Annotated in this window: 11 protein-coding genes; 6 read left to right on the top strand and 5 right to left on the bottom strand. The window is 65.5% G+C overall.

All coding sequences use genetic code 11. From position 1 onward, the window contains the following. The first annotated feature begins 346 nt into the window (after window positions 1-346). Window positions 347-805 (top strand): carboxypeptidase-like regulatory domain-containing protein, encoded by a 459-nt coding sequence (locus VT03_RS24795; RefSeq protein WP_156514740.1) that lies wholly within the window; start codon window positions 347-349, stop codon window positions 803-805. Between the two features lie 85 nt (window positions 806-890). Here VT03_RS24795 and VT03_RS24790 read toward each other — a convergent pair whose 3' ends face one another. Then, the gene (locus VT03_RS24790; RefSeq protein ID WP_075095486.1) at window positions 891-1,952 is read right to left on the bottom strand and encodes a hypothetical protein; all 1,062 of its coding nucleotides are present in this window, start codon (window positions 1,950-1,952) and stop codon (window positions 891-893) included. Window positions 1,953-2,453: 501 nt separating this feature from the next. Between VT03_RS24790 and VT03_RS24785 the strand changes: the two genes are divergently transcribed. Further along, a complete protein-coding gene (locus tag VT03_RS24785) occupies window positions 2,454-3,632 on the top strand; it encodes a glycosyltransferase (RefSeq protein WP_197489073.1) in 1,179 nt (392 codons plus the stop codon). Window positions 3,633-3,805: 173 nt separating this feature from the next. Then, complete coding sequence (locus VT03_RS24780) at window positions 3,806-4,426, top strand: hypothetical protein (protein WP_075095484.1); 621 nt, start codon at window positions 3,806-3,808, stop codon at window positions 4,424-4,426. Window positions 4,427-4,780: 354 nt separating this feature from the next. Here VT03_RS24780 and VT03_RS24775 read toward each other — a convergent pair whose 3' ends face one another. The 3 genes from VT03_RS24775 to lpxA form a co-directional block, all read right to left on the bottom strand. Further along, window positions 4,781-6,730, bottom strand: a complete 1,950-nt coding sequence (locus VT03_RS24775; protein ID WP_082846514.1) for an AI-2E family transporter — start codon at window positions 6,728-6,730, stop codon at window positions 4,781-4,783. Window positions 6,731-6,790: 60 nt separating this feature from the next. After that, entirely contained in the window at window positions 6,791-7,060 is a 270-nt protein-coding gene (locus tag VT03_RS24770; protein WP_075097281.1) for a GlsB/YeaQ/YmgE family stress response membrane protein, read from the bottom strand. Window positions 7,061-7,336: 276 nt separating this feature from the next. Next, a complete protein-coding gene (gene lpxA / locus VT03_RS24765) occupies window positions 7,337-8,200 on the bottom strand; it encodes an acyl-ACP--UDP-N-acetylglucosamine O-acyltransferase (protein ID WP_075095482.1) in 864 nt (287 codons plus the stop codon). Window positions 8,201-8,620: 420 nt separating this feature from the next. Between lpxA and VT03_RS24760 the strand changes: the two genes are divergently transcribed. Both VT03_RS24760 and VT03_RS24755 read left to right on the top strand, forming a co-directional pair. Beyond that, a complete protein-coding gene (locus tag VT03_RS24760) occupies window positions 8,621-10,225 on the top strand; it encodes a cytochrome c3 family protein (protein ID WP_156514739.1) in 1,605 nt (534 codons plus the stop codon). Beyond that, window positions 10,222-11,814, top strand: coding sequence for a multiheme c-type cytochrome (locus VT03_RS24755; RefSeq protein WP_075095480.1), 1,593 nt, complete (start codon window positions 10,222-10,224; stop codon window positions 11,812-11,814). Before VT03_RS24760 ends, VT03_RS24755 begins: the two co-directional genes overlap by 4 nt. Window positions 11,815-12,155: 341 nt before the next feature. Here VT03_RS24755 and VT03_RS24750 read toward each other — a convergent pair whose 3' ends face one another. Continuing rightward, window positions 12,156-13,055: an efflux RND transporter periplasmic adaptor subunit gene (locus VT03_RS24750; protein ID WP_075095479.1), complete on the bottom strand. Its 900-nt coding sequence runs from the start codon at window positions 13,053-13,055 to the stop codon at window positions 12,156-12,158. A gap of 203 nt (window positions 13,056-13,258) precedes the next feature. Between VT03_RS24750 and VT03_RS24745 the strand changes: the two genes are divergently transcribed. Continuing rightward, on the top strand, window positions 13,259-15,307 hold the full coding sequence (locus VT03_RS24745; RefSeq protein ID WP_075095478.1) for an efflux RND transporter periplasmic adaptor subunit: 2,049 nt from the start codon (window positions 13,259-13,261) through the stop codon (window positions 15,305-15,307). Window positions 15,308-15,540: the final 233 nt, after the last annotated feature.

The following is a 15,540-nucleotide window of genomic DNA, read 5'->3' as shown; positions in this document are numbered from 1 at the left end:
TCCTGGCAAACAGCCGGCCACAGCGCATGACCTTCAGCCGCGCTCCACCGCACCCGTGGCGAAGCCTTCAGAAAATCCCTGGGCCCGGAATTATGTGAGGAAACGAAGAAGTGTCAACGGGCATATGTACATAGATTAATGTTGCGACGCACCTAAACACTTGGTCAGTCCCAATCGCCAGTAGGGATCGGCGGAGAACAGTCAAATTCAGGCAAAACTCAGAATGGCGAGCGTGCGACGACCCTTTGCGAATCGGCCGTGAAGAATAGAATCTCGCATTGCATCGGTCGGGCGTTCTCATGGATCGCCCCGTCCGCCCTTGAACCTTCACTTCGGCTCTTCGTTCATGACGCGTTCTCTCCTGTTCTGCCTCCTGTCTGCCGTCCTGGCCGGTTGCGGCAGCAGCGCCCCCCCACCCAAGGGCCCTGCGGTCTACAAGGCGGGAGGGACGGTGACCTTCAAGGGGCAGCCAGTCGAGGGGGCCACGGTCACGTTCCTGAGCACCGACGGCAAGCTTGGGGCCTATGCCACGACGGATGCCGCAGGCAAGTTCGCCCTGACGACTCATTCAGCCGGCGACGGAGCCCCGGCGGGAGATTACATGGTTGCCGTGACCAAGATGGAGGCTCCCAAGGGAGGTCAGGGCTCGGGCTCTCCCGAAACCGGGGACTACCGTCCGCCCGCAGAAAATCAGCCTCCCCCGAAGAACCTGCTGCCGGCCAAGTACGCCTCCCCCTCGCCGATGGGATTGAAGGCAACCATCAAGCCGGAAGGCCCGAACGACATCCCGCTTGACCTGATGTAGTCGAAATTCTGCACCATCGATGCAAAGAGGGCGGTCGAGATTGTCTCGACCGCCCTCTTTTTACGTTCATGGCACGCAGAAAGGGCTACTTCCAGTACTTTTGAGTCACCCACAGGACCGCAAGCGGGCCGGTCACGAAGGCCAGCATCCAGGCGTAGCCGAGAAACTTGTAGTCGGCGAGATAGGGCTTGAGGGTCTCGCTGAACTCCATCAGCTTGAACGCCATGGGGATCATGACGCTCCAGCACATGATCAGGAGGCCCGTCTGCTTCCGGCTTGCCTGCTCCTCGGCAGGCAGTTCTTTGAAGGGGATTTTCGCTTCCGCGGCCTTGGACGACTTGCCGCCTCCGCCATCGGACTTCGCCGCCTTCCCTTTGGCCCCCTTGCCGCCGGACTTGGCTGGAGCGGCGCTCGATTTGGCTTCGTCGCGCGCGCCGGGGGCGTAGTACTTGGCGATCGCCTGGCTGACCGCCCGCGGGGTGGCGAGGACCGCCCGGACCGGGACGTCGTACCGCAGCCGCAGTTCGTCTTCCAGTTCATGCTCCAGTTCGTCCACGCACGCCACGAGCAGCCGGTCGTCGTCGATGAACAGCGGGACGAAGGTGTGCTTCTTGACGAGCTGGCGGGGGACCTGATCGAGGATGTCGTCCTCGGGGAGCATGTCCTCGAGGTCGACGTAGGAGAACCCCAGCTGGATGGCGAGCGCCTGGGCGGCGGCATCCGCTTCGACGAGCTTCATCTGCACGACCGCGTCCCGATGGGAGAGCCCGCGCTTGCCGGCGAACTCTTCCACTTCGGTCTTCTGCTGCCGCGAAATCTTTCCCTGCTTGACGAGCACGTCCAGGAGCGGAGCCCGGCCGAAGGAGTCCTTGCGGACCGGAACTTCGCGCCCCATCCCCTCGTCGTACTCGGTCTTGCGGTCGAGGTCCGTGAGGCAGAGCATCGCCTTGGCGAGCTCATTCAGGATCTCCTGCGACTTGACCGAATACTGCCCGGAGGCGTACTTGCGGACGTGGGTATTGAGCTTCTTGTAGTGGGCGCGAATCTTGTCCGTGTCGTCTTCGAACCGCTTGACCCGCAGCAGCTCGTAGTGATCGGGCGGACGCGGCCCGTCGGGAATCCCCAGCCATTCCTTGTAGAAATCCATGGACGCCGATCTCGATGAATCGCGACAGAGGTTTGTGATGTGAACCCGAGTGTAGCAAAGCGAATCGCGCGGGCGGAATTTTCGAAGGAGTGGTTTTCCCGGCGAGCCCCTTCTCCAGCCCGCGACCGACCGACCCCGAAGGTCGAAAGCCGACCTCGAAGGACCGAAGGCCGATCGCGCCACGCCGGGTGGTGAGAAATCAGCCACCGCCGCGCCGGAGAGCGGGGGCAGCCGCCGGGGACACGTCTTGCCGGGAGTCGGAGCGCAAAGTATCTTCCTATCGAGGACTTGCGGCATATCCGATGTATCCGGCCCCCTCCTCTGGACGATAGTCCGGGACGAGCCCGGTCGCATGCGGGCCCACTTCAATACGCCAAAACTTCGCGGTTCCGTCACAAATTGGGAGACAATGCACTGGGTTGGTCCGGAATCGTATCGATCGTTCTCGCCTGCGGCCTGTCGCTCCTGACCTGGCTTCAGTCGCGCGCTCCTCGGCGGGCCTTGCGCCAGGCCCTGGACAACGGGTATCCCGCGCTGTTCGGCGACTATACCCCCAAGGCCCAGATCGTCCTCTGCCTCCGCGGCAGCGACCCGTTCCTCGACCGCTGTCTCTCGGGGCTCGTCCATCAGGACTACCCGGACTACAAGGTCCTGATCGTCGTCGACACCGAGACCGACGAGGCGCTCCCCCATGTCCGTGAACTGCAGGCGCTGCATGGGGCGGACCGGGTCGAGGTGATGATCCGGGACCACGCCTTCTCAACCTGCACCCGCAAGGCGAGCAGTCTGCACTGCGCCTACAGCCGCACCCCGGACGACGTTGAAGTCATCGCGACCTGCGACGGCGACGCGATCACCCATCCGACCTGGCTGCGGGAGCTCGTCGCTCCGATGAAGGACCCGCGGGTCCTGGCCTCGACCGGCAACCGCTGGTATTCCCCCCAGGGGAGCGACCCGGTGGGACTGCTGCGGTTCTACTGGAACGGCATGGCTGTCCCGTCGATGGTCCAGTACCACATCCCATGGGGTGGAAGCCTGGCGCTTCGCCGAGAGGTGTTTCGCGATCCGGAGTACCTCGACCTTCTGGCCCATGCCTTCAGCGAGGACACGCAGCTCGCCAACTTCCTGGACCGGCGGAACACGAGCGCCGTGCCGGTCATTCCGCTGGTGATGCTGAACGAGGAGCGGACGTCGTTCGCCTCGTTCTGGGGCTTCCTCCTCCGCCAGATGTTGGCGGCGCGGCTGCATCACCCGGCGGCCAATTGGGTTCTTCTGCAGGCGATGCTCCTCGGCGCCCTGGGCTGGGTCTGCCTCCCCTGGACGATCTACGAAGGGGGAGCCAACATCGCGACATGGGGGATCTGCACGTTCCTCTATGGAACCGTTGTGCAGGTTATGGTCCTCCAGTTCGACGGCCTTGTCCGCAAGCTGCTCAGGGAATGGCGCGGAGTGACGCTCCGGCGATACGACCTGGGACAGATTCTGAGCTGCTCCTTCGCCCTGCTATTCCTCGGGTTCTATTATCCGGCGGCCGTCCTGACCGCCTGGCTGACGCGGCGCCACGAATGGCGCGGGATCACGTACCGGATCGAGCCGCACAGCGTGGCGATCGTCGACGAGCAGGAGTTCCGGTCCACGCCGGAGGTTCGCCCCGAAACGCCGGCCAAGTCCGCTTCCTGAGTGCCGGGTTCCCCGGGAAACGGTCCCTCGTCGCCGCGGCCCGAACCGGATTTGTTGAACCGGCGTCCCCATGGAGACGTTGTCCCACAAAGACCGCCGTCGCGGACACGATCGACCATGTCGGGTGGATCGAACGGCCCCGCTTCCCTGCGACCGACGCCCTGGAGAGACGGATGCTCGATCAGATTCTGACCCATCTGCGGGAACGGGGGATTCAGTGGGGAATCACGATCCTGCTGGCGTCGCTCACCGGGTGGTACGGGTATTGGCGGGCCCGTCAGAAGTGGCAGCGGAAGGAGTATCTCGACCGGATCAATGTGTCGCTGAACCTGTTCGTCGACAACACGCTGCTGATCCGCACGCTTCTCGAGAAGAGCTGTGAGGACATCTTTCTCAATAAGGTGGCGGTGAGCGAGGTCCTCAGGGCGTCCCAGCGGACGACCGAGGCGAATCCGCTGCTCCCGCTGCCGCAGGCGGAGTACTGGTACTACCTGAACTCTGTCCTGAACGAGGTCTCGGAGAAGTTTGCCGCGGGCCTCATCCGACGTGATCTTGGGCAGCCGGTCGTGACGGGCCGGTATCTGGTGGCCCTGACGTTCGAGTGTGCCGGGGAGATGAAGACCCGGAAGGTGCGGGCGATGGTGATCCGCAAGGACGTGTTGCTTGGCCTTCCGGAGGAAACGCCGAAGTTCACGAGCCCGCATCACATCACGCGGTGGAAGACGCTGCACATCATGAAGGCGGCGTATCAGAAGACGCCGTGGCAGTTCATTGAGATGGAACTGTGCCTTTAGGGTGACTTGGTCCTCACCTCACCGGGTCCAGGGGCACCCTGGTGGGGAGTGCAGAGGGGCAACGCCCCTTTGCCCGCCGGAGGCCCTCTCGTCGGGTGATGTCTGAAAGAGATCGTGTCCAATCGCGGACACCGCGTCGTATGCCCCCTCATCTAACCCGCGGGGATTGCAAAGTGAGCGGTATCGGTTGAGGGAGTCCTCATAGCGGGTACCACAAAGGGGACGCCCGTTGTGTCCCACGGTTCCTCGTGGAAGTGCCTCCGGCGGCAAGGGGTTGCCCCCTTGACCCCAGCGGCCGTAGCACGTTGGGTTTGAGCTAGCGACGCTGCTCCGGCCGGGACGGTGTTCAGCTTTTCAGTTGGCGGCGACCGGCACACGCTCCATCCGCGGCGTGCTGCGAGCAATCTGCATCGCCTCAGCCAACGTCGTCACCACCCGGCTCGCCCCCCACTCGCGCATCCGGTTCGCCATCCGCTCCTTGCCCCCCGGATACCCCCACCGGCACACGACCACATTCAGATTCCGCTCCCGCTGCCGGATCCGCTTCAGCAGGTAACGGAGCTGAACCGCCCCTCCCCCTCCGAGAGCGGAAAGAAACAGGATGTCCGGCCGATCCCGCTCCACATGCTCCAGAAGCTCCGCCGCGAGCATCGAATCCGACATCGTATCGAGCGTTCCGCCCGTCGCCTGCAACGAGTTCGAGAGCATCCGCAACGCAAGGGCGTCCGCCCGGTCCTGGACCGCGCACCCCAGCATGCGGATCTCCAGCGCCGGCTCGACCGCCGCATCGCCCCGGACCATCGGGTCCGGGACCGCTAGTTCGTCGACCAGATCTTCCGTCGACTTCCAGATGAAATCGATCTGCCGCGCGCTGAGCTGCCCCCCCACACGATCCCGTTCCGCGAGCGCCAGCGCCGGAACGACGATCGAGTCATACACGCCGACAAGCCCCCGCTGCGCCTCATGCTCCTCCAGGAGCGACTCCGCCTCCTCCTGGTCCCCCGCCAGTAGCCGCTGGTAATAGATAACGTACGTTTCGAGCGGCGGCTCATCCCCGAGGGCGATCCCCAGCGACTGCAGCTGCGGCACGTGCTTTCCGAGCACCGCCAGCATCACGGTCATCGGGACGGAGAGCACGAGCCCCACCGGTCCCCACACCCACGTCCAGAACGTGGCCGTGACAAGGATGGCAATGATCGAGACACCCGCGCTGTGCCCATAGGCCAGCGGCTCGACGACGTTGTTCGTAAACAGCTCCAGAACCAGGAACAGTCCGCCGGTGTAGATCAGCGGCATCCAGCTTTCGAACTGGACGGCGGCCATCGCCACCGGCAGGACCGTAGCGGCAATCGGGCCGATGTAGGGAAGGAACCGCAGGACGAACGCCAGGAACCCCCACATCAGGGCGTACTCGATCCCGATCGCCAGCAGGCCCAGCGTCACAGCCAGCCCGAAGCCGCCGTTGACGAGCGCGTTCATCAGCAGGTAGCGGCTGATCCGGCTCCCCATCTCCCCCAGCGTGTTCGTGGTCAGCGTCAGCTTCCCGGTCCCCATCAGCCGCACGACCCGGTCGCGGACATCCTCCCGCTGAATCAGCAGGAAGATGACCAGCACCGTCACGATCCCGAACGTGGCGAGGGGATTCGCGAGCGACGTCAGCGCGATCGCGATCGCCGCCCACCGCGAGGTCGGCTCCGGGACGACCTGAACCTTCTGGGGCTCACGGCGGCCGTCGAGAATCTCCTTGAAGAACGGCTCGTCCTTGGGAGGCTCGGACGAAGGCTTCGTCCCCGCCTCGATGGCGTTCATGAGGTGGTCCATCGCCTGCTGGAACTTGTGCATCGTCCCGCTGGAGGAATCGCTCCCCCGCAGACGCTCCAGCTTGACGACGAGCTGCTTCTGATACTCGGGAATCCGGTTGGCGAGATCGACCAGCTGCAGACTGACGACCCAGCCCACTCCCAGGGCCGAAAGCATCAGAGCGGCGACGACCGTGACGACGGAAGCAATCCGTCCGATCCATCGCTCCAGCCGATGAACGATCGGGTGCAGGAGCATGGCGAACAGGACCGCCAGCGCGAACGGGACGAGAATCGAACTTCCGAAGTAAAGAATCGTGACCGTCAGCACGATCCCCAACAGCACTTGGACGCTGCGGAAACCGGCCGCCGCCCCCCACGCTCCCTCCGCCCCCCGGCCGGCGGCGGACTCTCGAAGCGGCGCGACAGAGTCGGCACCGGTTCCCCGCCCCGCGCGGGACGGGATCGAGGAGGTGTTCGCTGAACTCTGCGAAGACGGTTTCATGAACTCGGAGCCACGAGAACAAGGAACGGGCGACGCCGCTTTTCCAAAACACCGACCGGACTACGGACCGCGACGGCGGGAATACGCGCCGTACAGCACAAGGACCAGAATCGCGCCGATCGTCGACATGATCAGGCCGCTCGTATGCAGCCGCGTGTCGCGGGGATCGACGCCGCTGAAACCAGACGAAATCGCTCCACCGACAATCGATCCGAGAAGTCCCAGGCCGATCGTCGTCATGCATCCCATCGAGTGATTGCCCGGGACGAGCGCTCGCGCGATCAGGCCGGCAAAGAAGCCGATGAGAATCCACCAGAAAAAGCCAAGCATGCCTGCTCCCTCACCCGGACGCGGTCCGACGAGCGCGCTGCCCACGATCGACGCGCGGACGTCTTCACCGGGAAAGCCCAGAAGCAAACAACGCGCCACTTGAGACGGCGCAAGCAATTCCTTCGCCCCGGCGAGCCGAAACCGGGCATTTCATGGGAAAGTTCGTGGAGACCGGTCGCCGCGGGCCGCAGTACCGTCTCTCAAGGTGGTCGCCGCGGAGACACGCCGGGCGCAAAGCCGTGGCGGATGGAGTCGTAATTCCGTTGCGGCCGGAGATCAGGCCGCCTTCGGCAGCGCCACCGCGTCGGAGATCGGCAGGATCGTGGGAGCCGGCGTCGCGACGGCGGCGGGCATTTCCTCGGCGTGAAGCGGCTCCAGATGGAACCCGCGCTTCGACGACTTGGCGACAAAGTCGAAGATCAGACGGCCGGTCGGCGTCTCCATGGCGGCATCGAGCCGTTCGACGGCGGTCTTCAGCGTGCTCGGCGTCCGGCAGAGAATCCGGAACGCGGTCTTGGCCTCTTCCATGTCGTCCCGGCCGATCCCCGCCCGCCGCATACCGACGCGGTTAATCCCGGCACAGAGTCCGTGACCGTCGACCATGAAGTAGGGGACGACGTCCTGGGTGATCTTCGACAGCCCGCCGATCATCGCGAACTCGCCGATCCGGCAGAACTGGTGGACGCCGGTGTTGCCGGAAATCACCGCCCGGCGGCCGACTTCGACATAGCCCCCCAGCAGCACGCCGTTGACCAGCATCACGTCGTCCCGGACGACACAGTTGTGACCGACGTGCGCGCCGGCCATCAGGATGCAGCGGTCGCCGATGCTCGTGACCGATTCCGGGATCGTCCCGCGATGGACGGTGACGTTCTCCCGCAGCGTGGTCTGGTTCCCGATCCGGACCGAGGAGTGATGTCCCTGGAAGGCCCGGTCCTGTGGGAGGTCGCCGACGACCGTCCCGGTGTGGATCCGACACTCGGAACCGATTTCCGTGTCGCCGAGAATGTGGACGAATGGCGAAAGGACCGTCCCGGCTCCGATCCGAACCGGGCCTTCGATCACGCAGTACGCCCCGATGGAGGCGGTGGGATCGATCACGGCCGCAGAGTCGATGACGGCGGTCGGATGTACAGCCATGGTGAGACGTCCTGTCTTCTGCCTGTCTTGTTGCCGGCGTTGTCGCTCGGGGCGCCGCGCATAGGGTCAGCCAGGGCCTCGGAACGTCCGGTTCCAACTCCCCCCCTGCCCCACCTCAACCTGGATCTTTTCAGGTCGTTCGTGCGGAACGACACGCCGACTGTACGGCGACCAGTCCATTCCATTCGCGCACGCGCGGTTACGCTATCGTAACTTCGACAATCGCTGCTAGAGCAATCTGAGGAGCCTCAAGGACCGATCCCCCTCCCCGCACGAAGTCGCGCCCAGCCATGGGCCGACGCCGCTTTTTCCACGCGGGAACTGACTTCGGAAGACTGTCGCGCCAGCCGGTCGACCGCTACCATGGCCACGCCGTTGACGGCCACGGCCCTCTGACATGTTCTGCACCGGGTTCGGACAGTGCCTGACCAGCGTCGCCTTAAGGACATCGCGAGTCGATATGACGTCGAAGTGGCGCGGCAAGTCAACCGCACGCGCGTCTGGAGACGCCGGCTGGTCTGGCTCTCCGGCGTCCTGACGCTGTTCCTGCTGATCCCCGTCCTCGGCGGCGATCACCGGGCATTCCAGGCCCGCCCCATCTCGGACGGGCACCGGGTCTTCGAGAAGAACTGCAAGGCGTGCCACGACCAGTCGTTCGCCACCTTCCGCCGGCTGCTGCACTTCGACAACCGGATCCACTCCACCTCCGACGCGCAGTGCCAGACCTGCCACGCGGAGACGAGCGAGAACCACATCCATCAGCAGTTCACGGTGAACGGCCGGTTCCCGGACAAGCTCCTGCTGGGGGACTTCCTGACCGGAACCGCGATCACGGACCTCGAGAAGCAGTTTGACGAGATCGGCTGCGCGGGGTGCCACGTCGAGCACAACGGCGGGTCGCTCCTGGCGGCGATCACGGACGAGCACTGCACCCGCTGCCACGCCAAGCTCGCTCCGACCCTCCCCGATCCGAAGTTCCAGCTCACGATGGGGAGTTTCCACGACCATCCCGAGTTCGCGATCCTCCGCGATCCCCCGCCCGACACCTCCGTCCCCGGCCGCCACCGGGCGCTTCAGCTCACGCGGCTCGAAGAAGGACAGCTGGTTGACAACGTCGCCCTCGAGTTCAACCACCACTTGCACCTTGAGCCGAACCTGATCGCGGGGAAGGACAAGACGCGTACGCTGGCCTGCGTCGACTGCCACGAGCGGGACGTCAGCGGGGCTTACCTGCGGCCGATCAACTTCGAGCGGCACTGCCAGGAATGCCACAAGCTCGGTTTCAAGGCGACCGGCGAGCTGCCGCACGAAGCCCCCGAGATCATCCGCGGGATCCTCGTCGACCGGCTCAGCGCCACCGCCGCCCAGCAGACGCAGCCGCCGCAGGATCCGCTCGGCGGACCGACGAAAGCCCCCTCGAAGCCGACGAAGGCCGGCGACTTCTCCGCTCTCTATGAGGAGTGGGAGCAGCGGCTCTTCTCGTCGTCGCAGAAGTCGGTCGAGCCCGGCCGCCCCGAGCTCAAGTCGCTCCTCGAATCGGCCTGTACGAAGTGCCATAAGACGGAGAAGTCCGAAGAGGGCTCGCGGGTCTCCTGGAAGGTCGTCCCGCCGCGGATTCCGGAGCGATGGATGCCGCACAGCCGCTTCCGCCACGACCGGCATGAATCGATGAGCTGCGAGGCGTGCCACACCCGCAACGGGCTCCCGTACAAGGACATCGACACCAAGACGCTCTACCCGACGCTTCCGGCGAACGCGAACGAACTGGCGACGGTGTTTGCCAGCACGACGTCGCGGGACATCCTGATGCCGGCGATCGAGGTCTGTCAGAAGTGTCACGGCCAGCGGGCGGTCAACACCGGGACGGTGGCAGTCGGCGCCGGGTGCATCGAGTGCCACCTGTTCCACCACGGCGCCCGGGACAAGGTGACCAAGACCGGCATCCGCGAGTTCCTGGAGGGTCGTTCGCCAGCGGGCCGTCCGGAGGATCGCCAGCCCGCCATTCCGTCGGAGGCGCTGCAATGACGGGCGCCGCCCCGAGCCAGCCGCGAAAGGGAAAGCGGGGCGTCCGCGCGGCCTCGGCTCTCCTGTTCGCCCTGGCTGTCGGAGGGGGAACCGCCTTCCGTCCGGGGCTCGAAGCGAAGACGCCTGATGCGACGACGCCAGCTTCGGCCCCCGCCGCCTCCTCGGGCTCCAGCCAGGCGATCGGCAAACCGCTCGGCAGCCCGTCGTGCTCCACGACCGCCTGCCACGGAAGTTTGACCGTCGATCCCAGGCCGACGGCGATCCGCGGCGATGAGTTCCACGTCTGGCTCGACGACCCGCACTCGCACGCCTACGCGGTGCTGTTCGAAGAGCGTTCACGCCACATGATGCGGAACCTCGGCGTGGCGGACGACAACCTCGTCCCCCGCCCCGGCAAAGAGGCGGAGTTCCAGCGGTACTGGGACAGCTGCCTCGCCTGCCACGGTCCGGGGGACGCCCACTCCGGAAAGCCTTCGGTCGCCCGCGGCCCGTCTCTCTCCGAAGGGGTGAGCTGCGAAGGGTGCCACGGGAACGCGAGCCAGTGGATCCAGGTTCACTACCGGCCTGAGTGGCTCAAGTACACAAACGAGCAGAAGGCAAAGCTGGGTTTCCTCGACACGGAGACTCCGCTGTCGCGGGCCAGGATCTGCACGTCGTGCCACGTCGGAGACGCGGGACGGGACGTGAACCACGACCTCATCGCCGCGGGACATCCGGGGATGAAGTTCGACATGTCGTGGTACCAGACGCTTATCCCGTCGCACTGGAAAGAGAACCGGACCGGAGCCGCCAAGCCAGAGACCGCGCCGCAGCCGATGCGGGACTGGCTCGTCGGCCAGCTGGTCGGGGCCTCGACGGCGCTGCAGCAGCTGGAGCGGCGGGCGGCGCTCTCGACGCAGGGGAAAGCTCCCTGGCCGGAGCTTTCGGAGTACAGCTGTTTCGCCTGTCATCATGACCTGGAGTCCAATTCCTGGCGCCAGGAGCGGGGCTTCTGGCAGCCGGCCGCCGACGCGAACGAGTTCCACTACGCCCGGCAGGGGAACACCCGCGTGCAGCTGGCGTGGGGGAACTGGACGCTCGAATCGCTTGGACGGGTCGCGGAGGCGTTTGAGTCCGACGCTTCGAAGACGTTCGTGACGTCGTTCGCCGCTCTCTCCCGAACGCTGTCGTCCGGTCTCCAAGCCAAGGCCGAAACGGTCCAGGCGGAAGCCCGAACCGCGGCGGAGGATCTCGACCGCTGGATCGAGAGCCTGCAGTCGACGACGGACGCGGAGATCCGGAAGACGCTGCGGAACGTCCTGGCTGAGAAGTCGGGGGGCGAGACCAACACCGCATGGTCGGTCGGAACGTGGGACCGGGCGGCGATTCTGGTGCTGGGGCTGACGGCTCCGTATCGCTCCGTTCCGGACAAGGCACCTGAGCCGCTGCGGGACGTGCTTCAGCGGATTCGGTTCACGAACGATGCGGAAACCGTGTTCGACAGCCCGATCCATTTCCGTGGGCCGGTCGGTGCGTCCGAGCCGGAGAAGGCGAGCGAGCGGGAACGCATCCGCCGCCTGATCGAAGAGCTGGTGAAGGCAGACGGCTAAGCGTCCTTGCCGGCACAGCTATGCTACCTCAAACCCAACGTGCTACGGCAGCCTGGGGTCAAGGGGGCCACGCCCCCTTGCCGCCGGAGGCGCTTCCATGAGGAACCGTGGTACACAACGGACGTCCCCTTTGTGGAACCGGCGTTGAGGACTCACCGCTCGCTTTGCATTCCCCGCGGGTTGGCGTGGGGGCATACGGCACGGTGTACGCGCTTGGACACGGACTCCTTCAGACATCTCTCGACGGCCAGGCCTCCGGCGGGCAAAGGGGCGTTGCCCCCTTGCATCCCCCACCAGGGTGCCCCTGGACCCGGCTCTTATGCGACACGCTGTCCGAAGAGTCACTCCGGGGCAGTCGCGGTTCGCGCAGCCGGACGACCCGTGCTTCGCGTACTCGGATCAATCCGCATCACCGCCGTCAGCCCATCACGAAGAAGATCCTCCCGATTCTCCACCTCAGCCCACACCCGCACCTGCTGACTCACCTCATTCACCACCGGATCCACAAACGTCACCCGACCCGTGAAATACGGCCGCTGCCCATCCGCCTTCGCCTCCAGACCCGTCACCGCCACCGTCACCGGATTCCCCTTCCGAAGGAGCAAACTCTCCGGCACAGACACAAACCCCTCCACCCGCATCACGGAGAAGTTGCCAATCTCAATCAGCGGATCACCCGGGTGCACCGCCTCACCCAGCTGCTTGTGCACCCGCAACACCACCCCGTCAAAAGGAGCCGTAATCCGGAACGACTCCAAAGCGACCTCCGCCTCCCGCCGCCGCAAATCCGCCAGCTCCAGCCGAAACGTCGCCTGCTGAATCTGCAGCACCGCCCGCTCCGCCGCCAACCGCAACTTCCGGATCTCCAGCTCCGAATGCCCCCCCGGCACATCTCGGTTCAGCTCCGCCGCCTTCGAATACTCCAGCGTCGCCAGTTCGCTCGCCTTCTCGGCAAAACGAAGATCGATCTCGTTCGCAGCCTCTTTCCGGGCAATCAGAAGACTCTGCCGCGCCGCCTGATCCCGTAACCGGGCCACCAGGTCCCCCTTGCGGACCATCTCCCCTTCGCGGAACAGAACCTCCGTCAGAACCCCCAACTTCTCACCCGCCACCGCCGCCCGCTGCATCACGCTCACGCGGCAGTTCGGGACATGCACACCGGGCTCCTCAGCCCACGATCCGGCCGGGGCACAGACGAGGGCGGCAACAGTCCAGACGGCAAACAGCAGACAGCGGGACATGGGGACCCCTCGGCGAGACCCGGTGGAACGGACGACGAGGGAACTTACGGGCGAGTCCGCCGCCGTCACAAGACGAAAACCGTCTTGACCCATACCCCGATTCCAGTGGAACTTACGCCGTCACAGACGGGCCCGGAGCGCCCGTCCGAAGCAGGCCGCCCGCGCGGCATTCGTCCGGACCGGGGTGGAAAAGGATTTCCCAGATGGCACGACCGCCGCTTCCAACACCACCCGCCGCGTCCCCTTCCCTCGCGACAGAAGCCGGCTCGTCCTCGGCCGCCCCCGTCGGCCTGGCACTCCACGCCGCCGTCGAACAAGTCCGCCGTCTCATCACCAAGGACTGCGCCCCGCTCGAGTTCTTCGACAAGCTCCTCGCCCTCCTGACCGCGGATCACCCCGCCGCAATCGGCGCGATCTGGATGGCGGGGACGAAGCAGCAGAACGCAATGGGCCTGCTGACCCATCTGCGGTTCCTCGAAACCGGCGTTATGAATGACCGCCGGACCTCCGTCTCCTGCCAGCACCTGCTGATCGACGGCTGGCAGGCCGAAGGCCCCCTGACCCGCCGCCACACCCTCGGCGTCACGATCCCCTTCCCCTTCACGGCCCTGATCCCCATCCGGGACTCCGGGAAGAAGATCGGCCTGATTCAGCTCTTCACCGACGAAGAGATCGACTTCGAAGAACCGGAGATCGTCTCCGCCGTCACCGAGCTCATCGACCTCGTCGAGCGGTTCCTCCGCCGCGCCGGCCAGGCCGAAAAGGTTTCCGACCACGGAGCCTTTTTCCCGGAGTTTGAAGCGTTCGTCCGGCGGCTGCACGGCTCGCTCGATCCGTCCGAGACGATGCTCACCGCCGCCCACGAACTGCGGCCGATCGTCCACTGCGACCGGGTCAGCTTCTTCGAACACCGCCGCCGCAAGCCGGTCCTCGCGGCGGCCAGCGGACAAAAGACCGTCAACTCCCGCTCGCGGCAGGTGCAGCTCCTGCAGTCGCTCGCCCTCGGCGTCGTCCGGACCGGCCGCCGCTTCCAGTTCACCGGCGAAGGGGACGAGCTCCCGGGGGATATCTCGCGCACGCTCGCCGAGTACATCGAAGCCAGTTCGGCCCAGGTGATCCTGATCGAGCCGGTCTTCGCCACCGCCCCGGCCGGAAAGAACGGCAAGCCGTCGACCGCCCCGCGGAAGATCCTGGGGGCGATCGCCTTCGAATACTTCACCGAGAGTCTTCCCCACCCGGCCCTCGCGGCGCGGCTCGCCCCGTGTCTCGAACAGGTGTCGCTGGCTCTCGAGAACGCCCGGCGGCACCGGCGGCTGACGATGGTGCCCGGGTTCCAGACCGCGGGGTTCCTGGCCGAGCTCCTTCGCGGGTCGCGGTTGATGTGGGTGGTGCTTGCGGTCGCGTGCCTTGCCTGGACGATGTGGTTCCTGGCGACGAGCGAGATCCCGCTTCCGATTGAATGCCGGGGACATCTGATGCCGGTCGTCCGGCGGGATGTCTATGCGGCCCTTGATGGCGAAGTCGCGGAGGTGCTGGTCCGCGAGTCCCAGGCGGTTCAGGCGGGAGACATCCTGGTCCGGATGCAGTCGACGCCGATCGAGGACTCGATCCGGGAACGGTCGAGCCAGCTGGAAGAGAAGCTGAAGCGGGTCGATGCGACGCGGGCGGAGCTGCGGACGGCGCTGGCCGGGCAGTCGCGGGAGCAGTCAGCCCGGCTGCAGGCCCAGATGGCGGTGCTGAGCCAGGAGATCAAGACGCTTCGCGAGCAGCTGGTGGTCGATGAGGCGGAGCGGGAGAAGCTGGTCGTGAAGGCCCCGATCGCGGGGACGGTGACGACGTCCGATCCGGTGAAGACGCTGATGGGTCGGCCGGTGCAGCGGGGGGAGACGCTTCTGACCGTCATGGATGAGACCGGCCCTTGGCATGTGGAGATGTCGGTGCCAGAGAAGCGGGCCGGGCACCTGCTGACGTGGGCGGCGGAGCATCCGGAGATTGCGGTGGAGTACCGGGCGGTGGCTCGGCCGGAGCAGACGCATCCGGGGCGGATTGAGCGGATTGGAGATCGGTCCGTCGTCACGCCGGAGTTGGGGACGGCGGTACCAGTGTATGGGACGATGGAGACGGAGACGTTGCCGCTGCGGCGGATCGGGATGGAGGTGAATGCGCGGTTGGAGTGTGCTCCTCGGAGCCGGCTGTTTGTGTACTTCGGTGAGTTCCAGGAGTACCTGCAGCGCAACTGGTGGATTGAGTAGACAAAACGTGTCCTTGCCGACACGACGCTGCTACCTTAAACCCATTGTGCCATGGCAGCCTGGGGTCAAGGGGGCCACGCCCCCTTGCCGCCGGAGGCACTTCCATGAGGAACCGTTGTAAGCAACGGACGTCCCCTTTATGGAACCGGCGCTGAGGATTCCCTCACAACACACCGCTGGCTTTGCGATTCCCGCGGGTTGGTGAGAGGGCATACGGCACGTTGTCCGCGTTT

Source organism: Planctomyces sp. SH-PL14, assembly GCF_001610835.1.
Lineage (GTDB): Bacteria > Planctomycetota > Planctomycetia > Planctomycetales > Planctomycetaceae > Planctomyces_A.
The sequence above is the reverse complement of the archived record's forward strand: the minus strand, read 5'-3'. Positions and strand labels throughout refer to the sequence as shown.

Excerpts from the sequence above, each read along its gene's own strand:
- VT03_RS24795 (WP_156514740.1), top strand. The coding sequence starts at position 347 with ATGACGCGTTCTCTCCTGTTCTGCCTCCTGTCTGCCGTCCTGGCCGGT.
- VT03_RS24790 (WP_075095486.1), bottom strand. The coding sequence starts at position 1,952 with ATGGATTTCTACAAGGAATGGCTGGGGATTCCCGACGGGCCGCGTCCG.
- VT03_RS24780 (WP_075095484.1), top strand. The coding sequence starts at position 3,806 with ATGCTCGATCAGATTCTGACCCATCTGCGGGAACGGGGGATTCAGTGG.
- VT03_RS24775 (WP_082846514.1), bottom strand. The coding sequence starts at position 6,730 with ATGAAACCGTCTTCGCAGAGTTCAGCGAACACCTCCTCGATCCCGTCC.
- VT03_RS24770 (WP_075097281.1), bottom strand. The coding sequence starts at position 7,060 with ATGCTTGGCTTTTTCTGGTGGATTCTCATCGGCTTCTTTGCCGGCCTG.
- lpxA (WP_075095482.1), bottom strand. The coding sequence starts at position 8,200 with ATGGCTGTACATCCGACCGCCGTCATCGACTCTGCGGCCGTGATCGAT.
- VT03_RS24755 (WP_075095480.1), top strand. The coding sequence starts at position 10,222 with ATGACGGGCGCCGCCCCGAGCCAGCCGCGAAAGGGAAAGCGGGGCGTC.
- VT03_RS24750 (WP_075095479.1), bottom strand. The coding sequence starts at position 13,055 with ATGTCCCGCTGTCTGCTGTTTGCCGTCTGGACTGTTGCCGCCCTCGTC.
- VT03_RS24745 (WP_075095478.1), top strand. The coding sequence starts at position 13,259 with ATGGCACGACCGCCGCTTCCAACACCACCCGCCGCGTCCCCTTCCCTC.